Origin of the sequence: Geobacillus sp. FJAT-46040 (assembly GCF_002335725.1) — a bacterium.
Taxonomy (GTDB): domain Bacteria; phylum Bacillota; class Bacilli; order Bacillales; family Anoxybacillaceae; genus Geobacillus; species Geobacillus thermoleovorans.
The window spans coordinates 1,019,620-1,035,350 of record NZ_NISS01000001.1 but is presented as its reverse complement, the minus strand read 5'-3'; the positions used below and the strand labels follow the sequence as shown (position 1 = coordinate 1,035,350).

At 51.4% G+C, this 15,731-nt stretch carries 17 protein-coding genes and 2 pseudogenes; 10 read left to right on the top strand and 9 right to left on the bottom strand.

Annotation, left to right across the window (positions count from 1 at the left end; all coding sequences use genetic code 11):
* Window positions 1–39: 39 nt before the first annotated feature.
* The gene (locus CD000_RS05560; RefSeq protein WP_096225085.1) at window positions 40–939 is read left to right on the top strand and encodes a response regulator; all 900 of its coding nucleotides are present in this window, start codon (window positions 40–42) and stop codon (window positions 937–939) included.
* A gap of 327 nt (window positions 940–1,266) precedes the next feature.
* Here CD000_RS05560 and CD000_RS05555 read toward each other — a convergent pair.
* Window positions 1,267–1,437 (bottom strand): annotated as a pseudogene (locus tag CD000_RS05555) (MurR/RpiR family transcriptional regulator); the annotation flags it as partial.
* Between the two features lie 164 nt (window positions 1,438–1,601).
* Here CD000_RS05555 and CD000_RS05550 point away from each other — a divergent pair.
* The gene (locus CD000_RS05550; protein ID WP_014196045.1) at window positions 1,602–2,129 is read left to right on the top strand and encodes a YceI family protein; all 528 of its coding nucleotides are present in this window, start codon (window positions 1,602–1,604) and stop codon (window positions 2,127–2,129) included.
* 97 nt (window positions 2,130–2,226) lie between these two features.
* Here the strand turns inward: CD000_RS05550 and CD000_RS05545 are convergent, their stop codons facing one another.
* The 4 genes from CD000_RS05545 to CD000_RS05530 form a co-directional block, all read right to left on the bottom strand.
* The gene (locus CD000_RS05545) at window positions 2,227–3,003 is read right to left on the bottom strand and encodes a 3-hydroxybutyrate dehydrogenase (protein ID WP_021322426.1); all 777 of its coding nucleotides are present in this window, start codon (window positions 3,001–3,003) and stop codon (window positions 2,227–2,229) included.
* Window positions 3,000–3,305 (bottom strand): 4a-hydroxytetrahydrobiopterin dehydratase, encoded by a 306-nt coding sequence (locus tag CD000_RS05540; RefSeq protein ID WP_047818489.1) that lies wholly within the window; start codon window positions 3,303–3,305, stop codon window positions 3,000–3,002. The genes CD000_RS05545 and CD000_RS05540 overlap by 4 nt, the downstream gene beginning before the upstream one ends.
* A gap of 2 nt (window positions 3,306–3,307) precedes the next feature.
* A complete protein-coding gene (locus CD000_RS05535) occupies window positions 3,308–3,895 on the bottom strand; it encodes a Uma2 family endonuclease (protein ID WP_096225084.1) in 588 nt (195 codons plus the stop codon).
* 126 nt (window positions 3,896–4,021) lie between these two features.
* The gene (locus CD000_RS05530; RefSeq protein ID WP_096226238.1) at window positions 4,022–5,272 is read right to left on the bottom strand and encodes an esterase/lipase family protein; all 1,251 of its coding nucleotides are present in this window, start codon (window positions 5,270–5,272) and stop codon (window positions 4,022–4,024) included.
* 192 nt (window positions 5,273–5,464) lie between these two features.
* Here CD000_RS05530 and CD000_RS05525 point away from each other — a divergent pair, with 192 nt between their 5' ends.
* Together CD000_RS05525 and CD000_RS05520 are read left to right on the top strand one after the other, a co-directional pair.
* Complete coding sequence (locus CD000_RS05525) at window positions 5,465–5,908, top strand: CBO0543 family protein (RefSeq protein WP_233130404.1); 444 nt, start codon at window positions 5,465–5,467, stop codon at window positions 5,906–5,908.
* Window positions 5,909–5,998: 90 nt separating this feature from the next.
* Complete coding sequence (locus tag CD000_RS05520) at window positions 5,999–6,820, top strand: rhamnogalacturonan acetylesterase (RefSeq protein WP_096225082.1); 822 nt, start codon at window positions 5,999–6,001, stop codon at window positions 6,818–6,820.
* 139 nt (window positions 6,821–6,959) lie between these two features.
* Here the strand turns inward: CD000_RS05520 and CD000_RS05515 are convergent, their stop codons facing one another.
* The 3 genes from CD000_RS05515 to CD000_RS05505 all read right to left on the bottom strand — a co-directional run bounded on the left by CD000_RS05515 (window position 6,960) and on the right by CD000_RS05505 (window position 9,716).
* On the bottom strand, window positions 6,960–7,937 hold the full coding sequence (locus tag CD000_RS05515; protein ID WP_096225080.1) for a bile acid:sodium symporter family protein: 978 nt from the start codon (window positions 7,935–7,937) through the stop codon (window positions 6,960–6,962).
* Between the two features lie 231 nt (window positions 7,938–8,168).
* Entirely contained in the window at window positions 8,169–9,143 is a 975-nt protein-coding gene (locus CD000_RS05510) for an MBL fold metallo-hydrolase (RefSeq protein ID WP_096225078.1), read from the bottom strand.
* A gap of 252 nt (window positions 9,144–9,395) precedes the next feature.
* Complete coding sequence (locus CD000_RS05505) at window positions 9,396–9,716, bottom strand: hypothetical protein (protein WP_015375079.1); 321 nt, start codon at window positions 9,714–9,716, stop codon at window positions 9,396–9,398.
* Between the two features lie 199 nt (window positions 9,717–9,915).
* Here CD000_RS05505 and CD000_RS05500 point away from each other — a divergent pair, with 199 nt between their 5' ends.
* Both CD000_RS05500 and CD000_RS05495 read left to right on the top strand, forming a co-directional pair.
* Window positions 9,916–11,229 carry a processed acidic surface protein gene (locus CD000_RS05500; RefSeq protein ID WP_061580990.1) on the top strand — a complete coding sequence of 438 codons (1,314 nt, stop codon included), beginning with the start codon at window positions 9,916–9,918 and terminating at the stop codon, window positions 11,227–11,229.
* Complete coding sequence (locus CD000_RS05495; protein WP_063210827.1) at window positions 11,230–11,823, top strand: class D sortase; 594 nt, start codon at window positions 11,230–11,232, stop codon at window positions 11,821–11,823.
* 45 nt (window positions 11,824–11,868) lie between these two features.
* Here CD000_RS05495 and CD000_RS05490 read toward each other — a convergent pair whose 3' ends face one another.
* Window positions 11,869–13,026: a CapA family protein gene (locus tag CD000_RS05490; protein ID WP_096225076.1), complete on the bottom strand. Its 1,158-nt coding sequence runs from the start codon at window positions 13,024–13,026 to the stop codon at window positions 11,869–11,871.
* Between the two features lie 241 nt (window positions 13,027–13,267).
* On the opposite strand from CD000_RS05490, the gene CD000_RS05485 reads away from it, so the two are divergent.
* The 4 genes and pseudogenes from CD000_RS05485 to CD000_RS05475 form a co-directional block, all read left to right on the top strand.
* The gene (locus CD000_RS05485; RefSeq protein ID WP_096225074.1) at window positions 13,268–13,759 is read left to right on the top strand and encodes a hypothetical protein; all 492 of its coding nucleotides are present in this window, start codon (window positions 13,268–13,270) and stop codon (window positions 13,757–13,759) included.
* 73 nt (window positions 13,760–13,832) lie between these two features.
* Window positions 13,833–14,225 (top strand): helix-turn-helix domain-containing protein, encoded by a 393-nt coding sequence (locus CD000_RS18710; RefSeq protein ID WP_233130403.1) that lies wholly within the window; start codon window positions 13,833–13,835, stop codon window positions 14,223–14,225.
* Window positions 14,215–14,481, top strand: a complete 267-nt coding sequence (locus CD000_RS18705) for a transposase (protein WP_233130494.1) — start codon at window positions 14,215–14,217, stop codon at window positions 14,479–14,481. The genes CD000_RS18710 and CD000_RS18705 overlap by 11 nt, the downstream gene beginning before the upstream one ends.
* A gap of 676 nt (window positions 14,482–15,157) precedes the next feature.
* A pseudogene (locus CD000_RS05475) lies at window positions 15,158–15,658 on the top strand (transposase); the annotation flags it as partial.
* Window positions 15,659–15,731 lie beyond the last annotated feature (73 nt).

Below are 15,731 nucleotides of genomic sequence, written 5' to 3'. Positions count from 1 at the left end.
CCATTCTGGAACTTCCAAAGAAAGGAGAGAACAAAGGACATGGGGCTTCGCTTTTTTCTCATCGAAGACGACCCTGTCGTAAGGAAGATGTTGGAAAAGTTAATTGATGAATCCGAACTTGGCGAGGTGGTCGGCTGTGCCGAAGATGGACTGCACGTTCGCGCGGCCGACTTGCTTCACGTGGATGTGGTGCTCATTGACTTGTTAATGCCGGGGCGTGATGGCATTCAGACGATCAAGGCGTTGCGGGAAGAAGGATTTGCCGGAACCTTTATCATGATTTCTCAAGTTGAAAACAAAGAAATGATCGGCCAAGCCTATTTGCATGGCATTGACACGTACATTCAAAAACCGATCAACCGCTATGAAGTGCTGTCCGTGCTGAAACGCGTCGCCGATCACATGTCCGCCGTCCGCTCGCTCGAGTCGATCCGCCAGGTGCTCAAAGGGTTTGAGACGCAAACGGCCGATGCCGCCGTCTCCAAACCGTCCGCCATTGAGCAACAGGCGCAACAGCTTCTGCTTCTTCTTGGCGTCGCCGGCGAGGCGGGCAGCGCGGATGTGCTTCTCGTGGTGCGCTGGTTGGCCGAGCAAGAAGCAAAAGGCCTTCCCGTCCGCGAACTGCCGCCGCTGAAAGAACTGTATGCAGGACTCGTCCAGCGGGAATACGGCCTGTCCCCGACTGAAACGGCCAAGGAAGCGCGGGCGATGGAACAGCGCATCCGTCGGCTCGTCTTGCAGGCGTTCACCCATCTCGCTTCCCTCGGCCTGGCTGACTACACGAACCCGACGTTTGAGCATTTCGCACCTAGGCTGTTTGATTTCGGTGACATCCGTCGACGGATGAAAGAGCTCGAACGCAGCCAAGCTGAGACGGAATGCCGGATGAATGTGCGGAAGTTTTTAACGGCTTTTTTTCTCGAGCTGAAGCGCGTCTAGAAAGCTGGTGATTTAGTGAAGAAGGCTGATGGCCCCGCCTATTTTTCAATTAGAGAAACCTTGCCGGACGGGCTTGCGATTCTGATCCAACGCCGTTGATTTGCGCGCGACGCCCCGTTTTTCACTAGGCTTCTAGGGGTGGGGAATCCACCATCCCCTTCACTTCACGACCCGCAAATGCGAAAAACTTGGAACTCGGGATGATGAAGTTGCGTTTCCTGTTAAATGGCCAGTCTTCTACATGATGATGGGGCTGCCTTTAGGACAGGTCAACCTTTTTCATTCCTTATGCCAACTGCGCCGCTCTTCGCTAGCAACGAATGAGACAAAACGAACGACGCTCGCTTCGCTTGTGTCAGCCGCCTGAGCCAGTTCTTTCGTCGTCATATTCGGCACGAGCTCAGCATGATCGAGAATGTAGGCGGCTACCTTTTTTTCCGCCGGTGAAAACCGTTCCATTTGCTGTTCAATTTTCGTTAAAATGCCAAGTTCATTCATCTTTTTTCTCCCTTTCCGTCCACCGTTTCATATTCATCTTATCATGGATGGGCGTCTGTTCTTCACGCCAATAAAAACTTTAATAAAAAATATTTGAATTCGAGATATATGTTTGCTATGATAATGATGTGAATATGAATCGTATGACAAGAGGAGGAAAAACGATGACAACATTTCAACTCGACAAAGCGCACAGCTCTGTCGCCTTCCAAGTGAGACATATGATGATCTCCAAAGCGAAAGGGGAATTCACCAACTTTGACGTTGAGGTGCAAGGCGACATCAACGAACTCGAGTCGCTGAACGTGAAAGCGACGATCGACGCCGCCTCGATCGACACGAAAAACGCCGACCGCGACAATCATCTCCGCTCGGCCGACTTTTTCGATGTCGAGAACTATCCAACCATTACGTTTGTCAGTGAATCCGTGCGCAAGCTTTCCGACACGGAATATGAAGTGACCGGGAAGCTGACGATCCGCGGCGTGACGAGAACGGAAACGTTCAAAGTCGAATACAACGGCCAAGTGAAAAACCCGCTCACCGGCGGCATCTCGGTCGGTTTTGATGTCGAAGGAACGATCAACCGCGAAGACTACGGGTTGGTATGGAACGTCGCGCTCGAAACCGGCGGATTCCTTGTCGGGAAAGAAGTCAAAATCCTAGCCAGCTTCGAATTTGCCTTGAGCTGAGCGACTCGAATCGAAACGCCCGCGGCATGTGCCGGGGGCGTTTGATCATCATCCCGAAAGGAAGGCTCTCGCTTCAAGCAAGGCGAAGAGAGGGAGTTTACTGCGCCGTATACCCGCCATCGATCACGACCGCCTGGCCGGTGATTCCTTTCGCTTGTTCGCCTGCCAAAAAGAGAACATAATGGGCGACTTCTTCAACGGACAAGAGCCGCCGCTGCGGCACGAGCGGGTAAATCACTTCCTCGAGCACCTTCTCAAGCGGCACCTTTCTCGTCGCCGCCAAATCAGCGAGCTGATTGCGGACGAGTTCTGTGTCGACATACCCCGGACAAAGTGCGTTCACCGTAATGCCGTACGGGGCCCCTTCTAGCGCCGCCACTTTCGTTAAGCCGATCACCCCGTGTTTTGCGCTGTTGTAGGCGGCTTTTCCGGCAAACCCGATCAATCCGTTAATCGACGCCATGTTGATAATGCGGCCGTAGCGCTGCTCCTTCATCAGCGGAAACGCATGCTTAATGGCCAAAAACGGGCCGACGAGCATGACGCGGATCAACTGCTCGAACTTCTCGGTCGGAAAGTCTTCAATATTGGCGACATATTGCAAACCGGCGTTGTTCACGACAATATCGAGACGCTCCCACCGTTTGACCGCTTCATGGATCGTTTGTTTCACCTCTTCTTCCGCCGTCACATCACACTTGACGCCGACGGCCTCGCAGCCTAGCTGCCGCAACGACTCTGCCGCCTGTTCCACCTCTTCCTGCTTCAAGTCGGCAAGCACGACGTTCACGCCGTTGGTTGCCAACGTTTTCGCCACTTCATAACCGATCCCCCGCGCCGCTCCGGTGACGAGGGCTGTGCGATGCGCCATCATTCCCCTTCCCCCTGCTTCATCTGGTTATACACCTCATCATACTGCTTCGCCAAGTCAAAATCGAGCTTCGTCAGCCCTTTCGCCCGCCATGAGGACAGTTTCACTGTAATGAGCTTGTAGTCGATCGAAATGAACGGGTGGTGGTTGGCGTCTTCCGAAATCGCGGCGATTCGCCGAACGAACTCGATTCCTTGCAAGTAGTCTTGAAAACGGTATTTTTTCACAATCCACCGCTCATCGGCCAGCTTCCAGCCGTCCGCTTTTTCAAGCAGCGCTTGCACTTCCTCTTCCGCTAACCGCATCGTTATCCCTCACCCTCTATATTTTGAAATATGCCAGCCAGCGAAACCGTCAAATCAGCGAACAAAAACGAGACGAGCACATCGCCTTCGCCAAAGACGCTCCGCTTCTCATACCCTTTCTCACCGCGGCCGTACACTTCCACCGTTCGATGCAGCGGATCCACGATCCAATATTCCTTGACGCCAAACTGTTCGTACAACATATACTTTTCGTTTCGATCTTTCAACGCTGTACTTGGCGAAAGCACTTCCACCACCAAGTCAGGTGGACCATCGCAGCCTCGGCTGCCGATTTTGCTTTGATCGCAAATGACCGAGATGTCAGGCTGCACGACATGCTTGGCTTGTTCATAGTCGGCCTGTTCATCGAACCGCACATCAAACGGCGCCATGACAACCGCACATCCTTTTTCGCGAAAAAACGCTCGCAAAGCGACATACCATTCACCGACGATCGACTGGTAGACAAATGAAGGGGCCGGTACCATGTTGTAGGGCACGCCGTTGATCAGCTCCCACCATCCGTCCCACTTGACATAATCTTGATACGTATACCGTTCCTTTTGCCGCTCGGTCGGCTTCACGTCCATTCCCCCACCCGCTTGCTTTGCCCCTATTATACCATCGGACATCCGCGGCCGTCATACAACTCAAGAGCTTGCTCCTCAAAAAAAAGAGCCATCCGATCGAGATGGCTTTTTCGCAAAATACTCGTTTTAAGGCCGCAAACTCACCAGTTGCTCGGCAAGCCGCAAATAAAAGGCGCGAATATCAAATGACGGATTCGGGTCAACGCCGATGATTTCCAAATGGTCGACATTGTACGTTCCCATGTCATTCCAAACCCCTTTTTTCAACGCCCCGTCATACGGTACGATCCGATCGCTTGATCCACGCTTTGGACCGTTCATCGAAATGGTATTGACAATGCCGTCGTTCTCAAGCCAATGGCTGTCAATGCCAAGCGCCGCATTGCGGTACGAGCCGAGAAACGGAGCGCATACGACCGCGCTGAATGCATTCATTCCGAGTTCGGGATAATAGTTGCCTGTCAGAGCTCCTCGATACGTCCGTTCGGTAGAAAAGCTCAAATAATACGTATTCGGGCTGGCTTTCACCCATCGATTCAACGTCTCAGCCCCGGGAACGGATAAATCGTAGCGGGCGGTATCTGTCGACGTCCAAACAGGGGAGCGCTTGAGCCGTTCAAAATAATGGTCGAACGATTCGCCTGGCTCGCGGCGCAGCCCCCATTGGTCGAGCTTAAAATCGTATATTTCGCTTGTGTACGGCGCGTTGCTGGCGACAGCCGCCGCTTCCAACACCGCTTTTTGCAAGTCAAAAAAGCGATCGGTGAAATCAACCATGTTGACAAGCGTCGTCCCGTCATGAGGAGTGGCGATGGTCGTCACGCTCAACACAAAACGATGTCCGCCTTCAAACAACGGCGACAACGACACGTTGTGCGCCTTGGCGTACTCCCGCTCTTCTTGGCTTCCGTTCTCTAGGAGCGAGACAAGCATACGGGCCGTCTGCCCTCCTTGGCTGTGGGCGATGATATGGACGCGGCCTCCTCTTTTCAATTCCGGCAGCAACCCCGGATACGTGCGGCCAAACCGCGCATGGCCGTGCTTTGCCGCATGGGCTGCCCCATAATCGACCGTTCCGCCGACAAGCTGGGCGTACGCTTCACACGCCCGGTCCCAGTTGCTCGAGAGCGGTCCGACCGCCAGCGTATACGTTCGATAACCGTTGTCGTTCAGCCATTGTTCGATATCGCCGCGCACGCCGCCCCAGTACTTGAATCCAAGCATTTCTTCTCTTCCCCAGCCAGTAAAGCCATGGAGAAGTACAATCGGCACATCGTTGGCGCGTGAAACTGCCGCTTCAGCTCGCCCTCCCGGGACCGATAGGCCGAATACAAGCCATAATCCGAGCAACACAAACATAACCCGACAGCATTTCATCACGCTCTCCTTCTCCTCCCCTCGAATCGACTGAACCCCTTTATTCATAATTACCTGAATATTCTATACTAAATAACCAGGCTATTCAATCCCGGCAATTGTCGGGTTTTTCTGTGAGAGAAAGAGAAAAGCGCATGTTTGTGCCGGCGCATTTCGTTTCCCGCCGACAATGGAAGGTGGCTGCACTCTGGCATGGCAGCGTTCCATCACGGCCTCGTACGGATGGTTGGCTATTCTTCTTTCATGCGCGCTAGCCGCCGCGCCTACGTGGCTTCAGCGCTGCTTGCGTCTTGGACGGGGACGTATTTGGATTTGTATTTCGTGGGAAAAGGGCTGTATGCGTTCCCGAAACGGCCCTTTCCTTCTGTCTTTTCGATCGATATTTTCTTTACAGCCGTCGTTCTTCCGCTCGGCACCGTCTTCTTTCTTGCCCTCATGGAGCGGCTTAGCCGCCTTGGGCGCATGGGGCTCATCGCTGCATTGTCGGCATTGGCGGCCGCATTGGAGGCCAAAGCCGAGACGTACGGTTTGTTCACCCACACGGCCGAATGGAGCCATTGGTATTCAGTTGCCGGTTACGGTCTTTTTCTTTCAATAATATGGGAATTTTACCGCCGATTCCAAACGGCGGACTAGCCCAAATGGCGCATAAAGGCAATGGCAGCGAGCAACGATAACGGGGAACAAACCGAAAAGACGAGCAGCTGCCGGATAGGAGGAATCCGATTGAGAAGAAAAAAAGCCGCATTCCTTTGCTTGGCTGTCATCGCCGCCAGCGTTGCCCTCATCGCCCAACCGGACACGGATGGAAAAGCATCCAAAACGGGCGGACGGGCCGTCATAACGATCTACTTGGCAGGCGATTCGACCGTCGCCGCCGCCCCCCGCTCCCGCGCTCCCCGGGCCGGATGGGGTGAAATGCTCGATGATTGGTTTGATGACAACGTCATGGTGAAAAATATGGCCGCTTCCGGCCGCAGCGCGAAAAGTTTTATTGAGGAAGGGCGGCTCGAGCGCATTTTGCGGGAAATGAAAAAAGGGGATTACTTGTTCATCCAATTCGGTCACAACGATGAAAAGGTGAACGATCCGGCGCGTTACACCGAACCGTTCACCTCTTACCAAGCGTACTTACAACAATATATTGACAGCGCCCGGGCCAAAGGGGCGATTCCCGTCCTCATCACCCCGGTCGAACGGCGGCGGTTTTCTGCCGACGGACGGGCGCTCGATTCCCACGGACGCTATCCTGCCGCCATGAAAGCGCTCGGAAAACACGAACGTGTCCCAGTGATCGATTTGACAACGAAAAGCAAACAACGGTTTGAACAGCTTGGACCGGAACGGACGAAGCGGTGGTTTTTATGGCTTGAGCCGGGCGAACACCCCAATTATCCGAAAGGCATCAAAGACAACACCCATTTTCATCAGCGCGGGGCGAAAGAAATCGCCCGTTTGGTCGTCGAAGGCATCGTCGAACTGAATCTCCCTCTTCGCCGCCACCTCATCCGTTCGCCATACGAGACCGTTCAGACAGGCGGTCACTAGACCGCCTCAGCGGCGAAACACCGTGACACCGGCAGCGCCTCGCCTGCTTTTTCCCGCCCCCGTCCCACCTAGGGCGGGTGTGTGCTCCCTTTTTACTCCCGCTAGGCGCTGTCCGACAGCCGGCATACCGCCTGCCTCTCTACCGGGCGCTTCCGACGTATGGCGCTCTGCCGCTCGTTGGTGAATGGTACGTTTTGTCCAGCAGGCGATGGTACATAGACGCCAGCACTTGCTGAAACAGCATGCCAAGCACAACCGGCACGCTCACCGGCGGCGGAAAGTAAGTGATCGCCAGCACCGCACCGGCGCTGATGTTGCGCATCCCGCCGGTAAACGTCAGCGCAATGATGTCCGGCGGGGCAAATTTCAGCAAGCGGGCCGCCATCCAAGAAAGAAAATAGCCAGAGCTTGCGATCGCCAAGACAAGCAGCGCCATGAAAAACAGCCGGGCGTCAACACGGCCAAAATACGGGGCGACGACTGCGCTGTTGATCATGACGACAAGCGCCAGCGCCAGCTTGGAAAACGGGGACAGCACCACCGCCAGCTGCTCGTTCGCTTGAGCAGACAGCCGTTCGCCCACGAACATGCCGGCTAGTGACGGCAAAATAATCATAAAAAACAAGCCGAGCATCATCTGGCCCACGTCGAGCTCGACCACGCTTCCGGCCAATACGAGCAACGTCAGCGGCACAACGATGGGCGATAAAAACGTATCAATCAAAATGACAGAAAGGGCAAGCGCCAAGTTTCCGCGGCCGAGCGACACCCAGATGAAGCTCGTCACCCCAGTCGGAATGGCTGCGGCCAGCACAAAGCCGATCACCGTCAACCGGTCGCTGCCAAAAAACAGATGTCCAAGCCCAAACGCCCACAGCGGGATGATGAAATGGAGCAGACATAGCGCCGCAGCGATCGGGCCAGGGTGAATGAGCGCCTCTTTCAAATTGGCCAAACGCAAGCGCAAACTGCCGCTAAACGTCATCAACGCAAACAGCCACGGCACAAGTTCGGCATAATCGTGCAACTCGTTAGACAGCCATACACCGATCACTACGCTCGCCGGCGTCAGCAACGGCAACACCTTCTCAAGCCGGCGGTTGATCGATTGCCACATCAGTTCCATCTCCCCATCTCGCCTTCAAGGGCGCGTTCGCATTTCCTGGTCCTACCTTTTTCTATTATACACCGTGGCCGTGCAAAGAGAAGCACAAAACCGAATTGTCTCAACATGCAAAAATTTCAGCTGTTTTCCGTGAAAATGCATGCGCCTTGAGCAGTCATTTTCATGGCCGGGTGAAGGGCAAAACGTTGCCCATGAGACTTTTCCGCGTATAGCAGAGGACAATCATGATTCATATACGAACACGCCGTTCCGCTCATCTTTTTGTACTTGGCCAATGGATACTAAATACTCCAAATGCGCCAACGTTTCCGCCACCGCAAACCGCCATTGATGCGCCGTCAACGGCTTATGGCCGAACACAAGATCAGCGATGTCATAAGCGGTGCGCCCCTTTTCTGTCAACGCTTTCATTTTTTTCAACCGGTGCTCGTGATGGCGGAAAATATCACGGATCCGCTCGCGAAATTGACGGATGACAGCGCCATGAGCAGGCAAAGCCACCTCCACATGGAGAGCCTCCACATTGCGCAGCGAAACAAAATATTGCTCGAGCGGATTCGGATGGGCGCCCGGCCATACCCCGATGTTTGGGGTAATGCGGTCAAGCACATGATCAGAGACAAGCAGCTGGCGTGACTCTGGCTGATAAAAACTGACCAGCCCATCGCTATGCCCCGGAACCGGAATGACGGTCCACCGCCGTTGACCGAGCACAATTTCCGAACGATCCAAAACGGTTAGCACCGGAAACGGGCTAACGCGCAACGACAGCTTCCACATGCTCTCCTCAATGTCCGTTACCAACTCATCCGGCACACCATGGCGGCGAAACATGGCACCCACTTCGCTCGCCTGAACGCTCTCTTCCCCCCACACTCGTTCCGCCATCGCATAATCCGGCTCGCTGATCCAGACAGGCGCCTCCGTCTGCTGTTGCATCCACCCAGCCAAGCCAAAATGATCCGGATGAAAGTGAGTGATGTAAATGGCCTGAACATGCCGCGGTTTGATTCCAAGCTGCCGAAACACTGCTTCCCAAGCGCTAATCGCCTCTGGATAGCGAAAGCCGACGTCGACAATGCTCCATCCATCCGTTTCTCGGCATACATAACAATAAACATGCTTCATCGGAAATGGGACTGGGATCGGAACGCGGTACATTTCATCTCCTATCCGCTCCATTTCAATCTGCGTCATCCATTCTCTCCCCTTTTCTTTACATCAACACCTCTTTTTTTCACCAAACAACAAAGACAACTTAGTTTTATTTTATATTTCTGAATATTTAGTTAACAAAAATATTATGCTACAACCCTTCATCTTTTTCAACTTTGAAAACCATGGTTCTAAAACAAAGAAGGCGCCCCTCCCTATAATCGGGGCACCTTGTTAAGATCATCTTATATAGATCCAATACTAGGCCAATATACAGCGAGTCGCTGTATTTTATTATTTTGGATTTTTCTGATCGTTGATCTGCCAAGAAGCCATTTCTTCGGCAAACTCCGCCGCAGCAGGCTGCATCGTTCCCATCCGCCGGCTCATCCAGCGGTTGAGGCCGCGAATCACGTTTCGCATCGGTCCTTGCGTCATCGGCGCCATGCGTCTCCCTTGTCTCGCCCCCAACATCGCGGCTGCCACCGCTCCTAAGCTTACGCTGACGAGCGTCCAAATGGCGTTATGGTTTCTTCGCCGTCTAACAACCCCCAACCATGGATTCCACAACCCGCGGCCGCGCTGAACGCGGAACAGACGGAATAAGCGGTCCATTGTACCTCCACCTCCTTTTGCTCGACAGCTCCCGTTCAACGGTTAGCATACGTTTCCTCTGAAAAAGTCATACATGGAAAACATTCGATGCCAACGGGAAGTTCTTTCTATATAAAAAATTCCATATATTTCACTATTTTCAACCTTTTCATGTTCCTATATACTGAATTCGTATATACAAACAAACGGAGGTCACGACATGAAAAACATCGTTCCTTTTGCCTTGGCCGCATCCATCACCACTGTATGGCCAGCTTCAGCGTTCGCCATTGAACGCAACGATCCAGCTTTAGAGCAGTATTTAAATGAAGCAGGGATCACAGTCGAAGAGCTGGAAAATTATTTGGACTATGAAGGCTATTCGCTCGATGAGTTTGACAGCGTGGACGAAATGCGCCGTGAGTTCGGCGAGCCGCTCACGGAAGAAAATTTAGCTCAGTTGCTCGCCAAACACGGATTGACCGAACAACAGCTTCGACAAATGCTCATCGACAATGGAGAAATGGAAGAGTCACAGGCCATTACTGATGTGTTTTTATTTTACAATGATCTGGAAGAATATATCGAACTGTTTAAAGATTACTCCGTTCCAATCACGGATGAAACGCTGGCCGCCTTTCTAAACGAACGCGGAATGACAAAGGAAGAGCTCATCGCCCTTCTTGATCGGCATGGCGAATCGTTGGCCGATTACCACTCGATCGGCGAGCTGAAAGATATCGTCGATTATTATCGAAATTTGACGCCGTTGACCGAAGAAACATTAAACAAATTTTTACAAGAAATTGGCATGACGAAAACGCAATTGGAAAAACTGCTGTCTAAAAACGGCGATTCGCTTGACAATTATGCGACGGTCGAGGAACTGTCGGAGGCCGTCATCGACTACTTGCTTCCGGATTTAGACGAGCTTGGTTTGACGGACGCAGAGTTGGAAAAGCTCTATCACCATTTTGAATCGCTTAATATGGAAGATCCACAATTCGCCGAGAAAATGGAAGAAATCGGCCAACGGCTTGAGGCGATCGGTGCGTACGATTTTACAAGCGTTACGGAGCTATCGCCAACGCAAATCGCTGAGATCGCCAATGTATGGACCGACCTGCTTTCCACATTTCAGCTGGAAGCGAAGTTTTATTTGACAAAAGGTGGCGAGAAAAAGCCGCTCAGCCTGTCGACGCTGCTGACAATGGAATCAGCGAACGGCTACGATTTGCTTGTTGAAATTTACAGCACCGAAGGCGAGCTGCTGGCTGATTTTGTCGTGACCGAAGAGATGTTTGCCTCCGACATATTCGATGAAATCGGCGAAGACTTGCAACAGAGCGGCCAGGCAGCGAAAATCGAAAAAGTGGTGAAACCGGCGCCGCCGAAACCGCTGAAGCGGACCGAAGCCGGAGCGAAACTGCCGAAGACGGCATCCCCGTATGCCGCTTATATGCTTTTTGGTTTGACCTTAATCGGTGCTGGCGCATTCCTTGTCCGCTTCCGCCAAGGAGCCGAGGCGAAATAAATGAACCGGAAACGGCTCGTGCGCTTTTTTGGAGCAAGCTTGATCGCAGCAGGAATCGCCGTAGCCGCCGTTAGCGGCTTGAAGTGGAAAAACGGCTTGGAAGCGGTCAAGCCGCTGTCTGTTGAAATAGAGAGACAAACAGGCGCTGCACCGATGCAAATCCAAAGTTCACTCTACCCAAAACAGCCCAAAATCGGCGAACAAATCGGCGAACTCATCATCCCGAAGCTCAACATGAGCCTAGCGATTTACCACGGTACAGATGAAGACGAGTTGGAAAAAGGGGTCGGCCATTACGCCGGCAGTGTCCTGCCAGGAGAGGCGGACAATTGCGTGCTTTCTGGCCATCGCGACACGGTCTTCCGCCGTCTTGGCGAAGTCGGCCAAGGCGATATCTTGATCGTCCGTACATCCGCCGGCACATTCACCTATAAAGTGCGCAAAGTGCGCATCGTCGACGCCGACGACCGGACGGTCATCGTTCCAAAGCCGAAAGCGACACTCACCGTTTCCACGTGCTATCCGTTCCGCTACGTCGGCCCTGCTCCGCAGCGGTACGTGCTCGTCGCCAACTTAATCAATGATCGCTCTTAACCTTGCAAAAAGCGAAAGGATGGCCGAAACAAGGGCCATCCTTTTTTACTTCACTTCGTACGCGGTCCAAGTCGGCTTTTTGATTTTCGCCGACAGCGAAACAATTTTCCGTTTCACTCGGGCTGCTTCCCCTCCCGCTAACGGCATCGGCTGGTAGTTGTTCCTTGTCATCACCGATGAAATGCGAAACGGGATGACGCGGATTTCTTTTTTGGCTGTCCGCTTGCCGTTTTGAAAAGAAAACACCTGCTGGAAAACAAACGTATCTTTGTCGCTCGGGTTTTTGTTTCCGCCAAACATAAAATTCCCTAAACTGTAGACAATAAATTTGCCTTTGTACTCCTCGATCCCTTGCACGACGTGCGGGTGATGGCCGACGACCAAATCGGCGCCGCTGTCAATCGCAAAGCGGCCGAGCGCCTTTTGCGTGCTGTTTGGCACATAGCTTCGTTCCACTCCCCAATGGAAATGGACTAGAATGATGTCGGCTCCTTGTTTCCGAAGCGTGCGAATATCGTTGGCGATTTGCTTGCGCAACGTGCTGGTATTGCTCCAACCTTCATAGCCAAGCGCTCCAACTTGAATGCCTTTGACCGTTTTCATGAGCCGGAGCGTGCGGCCAAAATAACCGATGTTTTCCTTTTTTAAACTGGCAATCGTGTCATTGTATCCTCGTTGCAAGTAATCGTATGTATGATTATTGGCCAGATTCACCGCCTCAATGCCGCCATAAGTTAAGATTTTCGCATAACTCGGGTGGCCGCGGAAACGAAATGTCTTGCTTGCCTTGCGCGTCGAGGTCGTCAGCGTCGTTTCCAAATTGACGGTCGTAAAATCGTCCTTTTTGAAGATCGGCTCAATGTATTTCGTAAAATAGCGCAAGCCGTGCTTCTTCGCTTCTTCATCAAACGAATACGCATAGCCATAATTTTCATCGCGCCCGAGCGTCACATCGCCCGCCGCGCTGATGGTGATGCGCACCTCGCTCGGGTTCGGCGCCGCTTGTTTGGCAGAGGCTGACGCTATCACCATCTTATCGATCGGACTCGGCAGCGGTGGATGCTCGATTGTTTGCCCCGCCAGTTCGTTTGGCGCTGCCAGCACTTCCTCGACGCCGCGATCAGCCGCATTGCTGCAGGAAAATAAAAAGACGGACGCCATACACATAAGCGCCACATTTCTTCCCTTGATCCATGCGTTCATATTCCCTCTCCTATCAATCTATTTTCTTCAAACTACCACAACTTCTGCTAATGACGTATTCAACACACCCCCTATTTATCCCTTTTCTTTCCCTCAATTTAGGAATGATGACCTAGCCAAGCCATGATATAATGAGCTTGTAGGCGTTTCCTCTCCTATTTCCACATCTTGGACTCCTCACGTTTCATGGTCGAAACGCCCCAAGTGAATCCCATCTTTAATAATGTAAGGAGGTTTCTTCATGGAAGAGCTGTTGCGGCAGTTAACGACGCTTGTTCAAGGGCTTGTCGATGACATGTCCGTCCTGAAGCAAGACATGCAAACGGTGAAGCAAAAATTGGGCCAACTTGAACAACGAATGGACAAACTGGAACAACGGATGGACAAACTGGAACAACGGATGGACAAGCAGGAAGAAGAGTTGCGCTGGCTGAAAGAGCAGATGAAAGAAAACACGGACATGATCAAAGCGATCCGCGACAATCAACTCGAACAGCGCAGCATTCAAGACGGCATGCGCCATGAAATCGCCAGCCTCCGCGGAGAAATGGCCGGCATTCGCGAGCAGATGGCAACAAAAGACGATCTTTCCCGCCTTCGCGAGCAAATGGCGACAAAAGAAGACATCTCCCTCATTCATCAGCGGCTTGATTATCAACTTGGCCGCATCGCGAAAGTGGAGGAGGAGATGTATTTGCTGAAGAAAGTATATACATGCTCATTGAAAAGTTAACCTTCGCATAAGCGGTGCCCACTCCGGTTATACTGCTCCTAAGGAAAAGCATGGGAAAGGAGCGGAATTCTGCATGAAACGTCTCAACATCACCGACAACCATGGATGGACGCCCCGGAAACTCCGCAAGCAGGAACGGAAGATCAAAAACGCTCATCTCCGCCAACGTGTGATGGCCGTCCGCCTGGTCATGGAAGGCTATTTGGGCAAAGACGTGGCCTCCATGGTCAACGTGTGCCGCCAAACCGTTTCCCATTATGTGTCGCTGTTTAACGAAGGGGGCCTGGAACTCCTGCTTCATCGGGATTTTGCCCCTGGGCGAGAGCCGTTTCTCACCGAAGAACAGCAGGAAGAGATCCAACACCTTGTGTTGACCACGACACCCGCGGAGCTGGACTGGGACATCGCTTCGGCGGATTCTCAAAGAGCGTTACCCGGATCGTCTCATCGTCTTGGTGCTGGATAACGCCCGAATTCATCATGCCAAAATGGCGAGAGAGTTTTTGCGGGAAGAAGGACGGAGTTTTCACTTCATTTACCTTCCTCCGTATTCTCCGCAACTGAACCCGATCGAACGCTTGTGGAAATGGCTGAAAGACACTGTCATTGCCAATGTGTTTCACAAAGATCAAAACGATATCGCCCAAACCATTGCCCGGTTTGTGGACTACATCCATGAACGCCCGAAGGAAGTGCTACAACGCCTAGGGTGTGCAGTGTAATCCAGAAGTTAACTTTTCAAGGTGCATCTATATAGTTTAGATTAGCTTACCCAAGTTTAGGGACATCTACGACATCGAATATTATTCGTATCAGGTCAAGGTTTGTTTGGCTTTAATTGAACAAGCGCCTTTCTTTTTCAAATCGGTTAAAAAGAAAGGAAGAAACAGCCCTCCCAAGATCTGTTTAAGCTTAAAGGAGAGCTATTTCTTCCTTAAAGATTAACGAAGTCTTTTGGTTTCCTCTAAAATTCTTTTCAGTTCAGCTACTTTCATACGAAAAAACCTTATCTTTCCTAGAGTGATTATGTTTAATATTGAGTAGCAAATAAGGCTTAGGGAATACTCTTTATCCTCATTAATATCGTGAAAAAACTTCACTCAAACACTCCCTTGCTAAAATTTATTTTAAGTATAAGGCATACACTCCAATATACATTCTTTCTTTACAGTAGGATGCTACTGCTCTGCATGTTCTGTGCTTTTTAATCACCAACATACAAGCAAGATATTTTGAAACACTAAACGCCGGAACATTTTTGCATATTTGACTTGGATAACTGTAGATGAGCAAAATCACTAACATAAATTTACATCGAAACAAAAAAGGAGACATGAACCCGATTCCTTGGTTAGAATAGATGTGCTACCAAACCATTCACAAGGAGGTTCATGTCTCATGAATAGATTAGCACAACATCAAGGAATTCACAAGTTTTTCACGATGTTGGGGTTGGCCCTTTATTTTTCAAAACCTGTTATGAAGCATCTCGTTCATATCGTGGATGCGATGATCACGAAGGGCTTTTCGGGAACATTGACCGATCTTCATCATGGGAGCTTTCATCCGAACCACCGCACGACACTCAGCCATTTTTTCACGAAAAGTCCGTGGGAGGAAGAGACACTGCTTCGCAAACTCCAGCAGTGGATCCTTCGTCGTGTCGAACGCATCGCCAAACAGGAGAATCAACCCTTGTTTGTTTCGATCGATGATACGATTTGCCAAAAAACCAAGCCTTCGTCACGGGCAACACACGCGATTCAGGGATGTGATTGGCATTACTCTCACTCAGAGAAAAAATCGATTTGGGGCCATTCTCTTGTTTGGTTCATGGTTCATACTGCAACCCAGGCGTTTCCCTTTGCCTTCCGCCTCTACGACATTATTGTTATGAAAATTGCTCATCTACAGTTATTTATTTGATTTTTTAGAATAACTTTCCGATCAACACGATTAGCGATGGCAATCT

Bases quoted from the DNA above. Each gene is read 5' to 3' on its own strand.
- CD000_RS05515 (WP_096225080.1), bottom strand. From the start codon at position 7,937: ATGTGGCAATCGATCAACCGCCGGCTTGAGAAGGTGTTGCCGTTGCTG.
- CD000_RS05525 (WP_233130404.1), top strand. From the start codon at position 5,465: ATGGCAGCGTTCCATCACGGCCTCGTACGGATGGTTGGCTATTCTTCT.
- CD000_RS05530 (WP_096226238.1), bottom strand. From the start codon at position 5,272: ATGAAATGCTGTCGGGTTATGTTTGTGTTGCTCGGATTATGGCTTGTA.
- CD000_RS18710 (WP_233130403.1), top strand. From the start codon at position 13,833: ATGAAACGTCTCAACATCACCGACAACCATGGATGGACGCCCCGGAAA.
- CD000_RS05535 (WP_096225084.1), bottom strand. From the start codon at position 3,895: ATGGACGTGAAGCCGACCGAGCGGCAAAAGGAACGGTATACGTATCAA.
- CD000_RS05500 (WP_061580990.1), top strand. From the start codon at position 9,916: ATGAAAAACATCGTTCCTTTTGCCTTGGCCGCATCCATCACCACTGTA.
- CD000_RS05485 (WP_096225074.1), top strand. From the start codon at position 13,268: ATGGAAGAGCTGTTGCGGCAGTTAACGACGCTTGTTCAAGGGCTTGTC.
- CD000_RS05550 (WP_014196045.1), top strand. From the start codon at position 1,602: ATGACAACATTTCAACTCGACAAAGCGCACAGCTCTGTCGCCTTCCAA.
- CD000_RS05505 (WP_015375079.1), bottom strand. From the start codon at position 9,716: ATGGACCGCTTATTCCGTCTGTTCCGCGTTCAGCGCGGCCGCGGGTTG.
- CD000_RS05490 (WP_096225076.1), bottom strand. From the start codon at position 13,026: ATGAACGCATGGATCAAGGGAAGAAATGTGGCGCTTATGTGTATGGCG.
- CD000_RS05510 (WP_096225078.1), bottom strand. From the start codon at position 9,143: ATGACGCAGATTGAAATGGAGCGGATAGGAGATGAAATGTACCGCGTT.
- CD000_RS05545 (WP_021322426.1), bottom strand. From the start codon at position 3,003: ATGATGGCGCATCGCACAGCCCTCGTCACCGGAGCGGCGCGGGGGATC.
- CD000_RS05540 (WP_047818489.1), bottom strand. From the start codon at position 3,305: ATGCGGTTAGCGGAAGAGGAAGTGCAAGCGCTGCTTGAAAAAGCGGAC.
- CD000_RS05560 (WP_096225085.1), top strand. From the start codon at position 40: ATGGGGCTTCGCTTTTTTCTCATCGAAGACGACCCTGTCGTAAGGAAG.
- CD000_RS05495 (WP_063210827.1), top strand. From the start codon at position 11,230: ATGAACCGGAAACGGCTCGTGCGCTTTTTTGGAGCAAGCTTGATCGCA.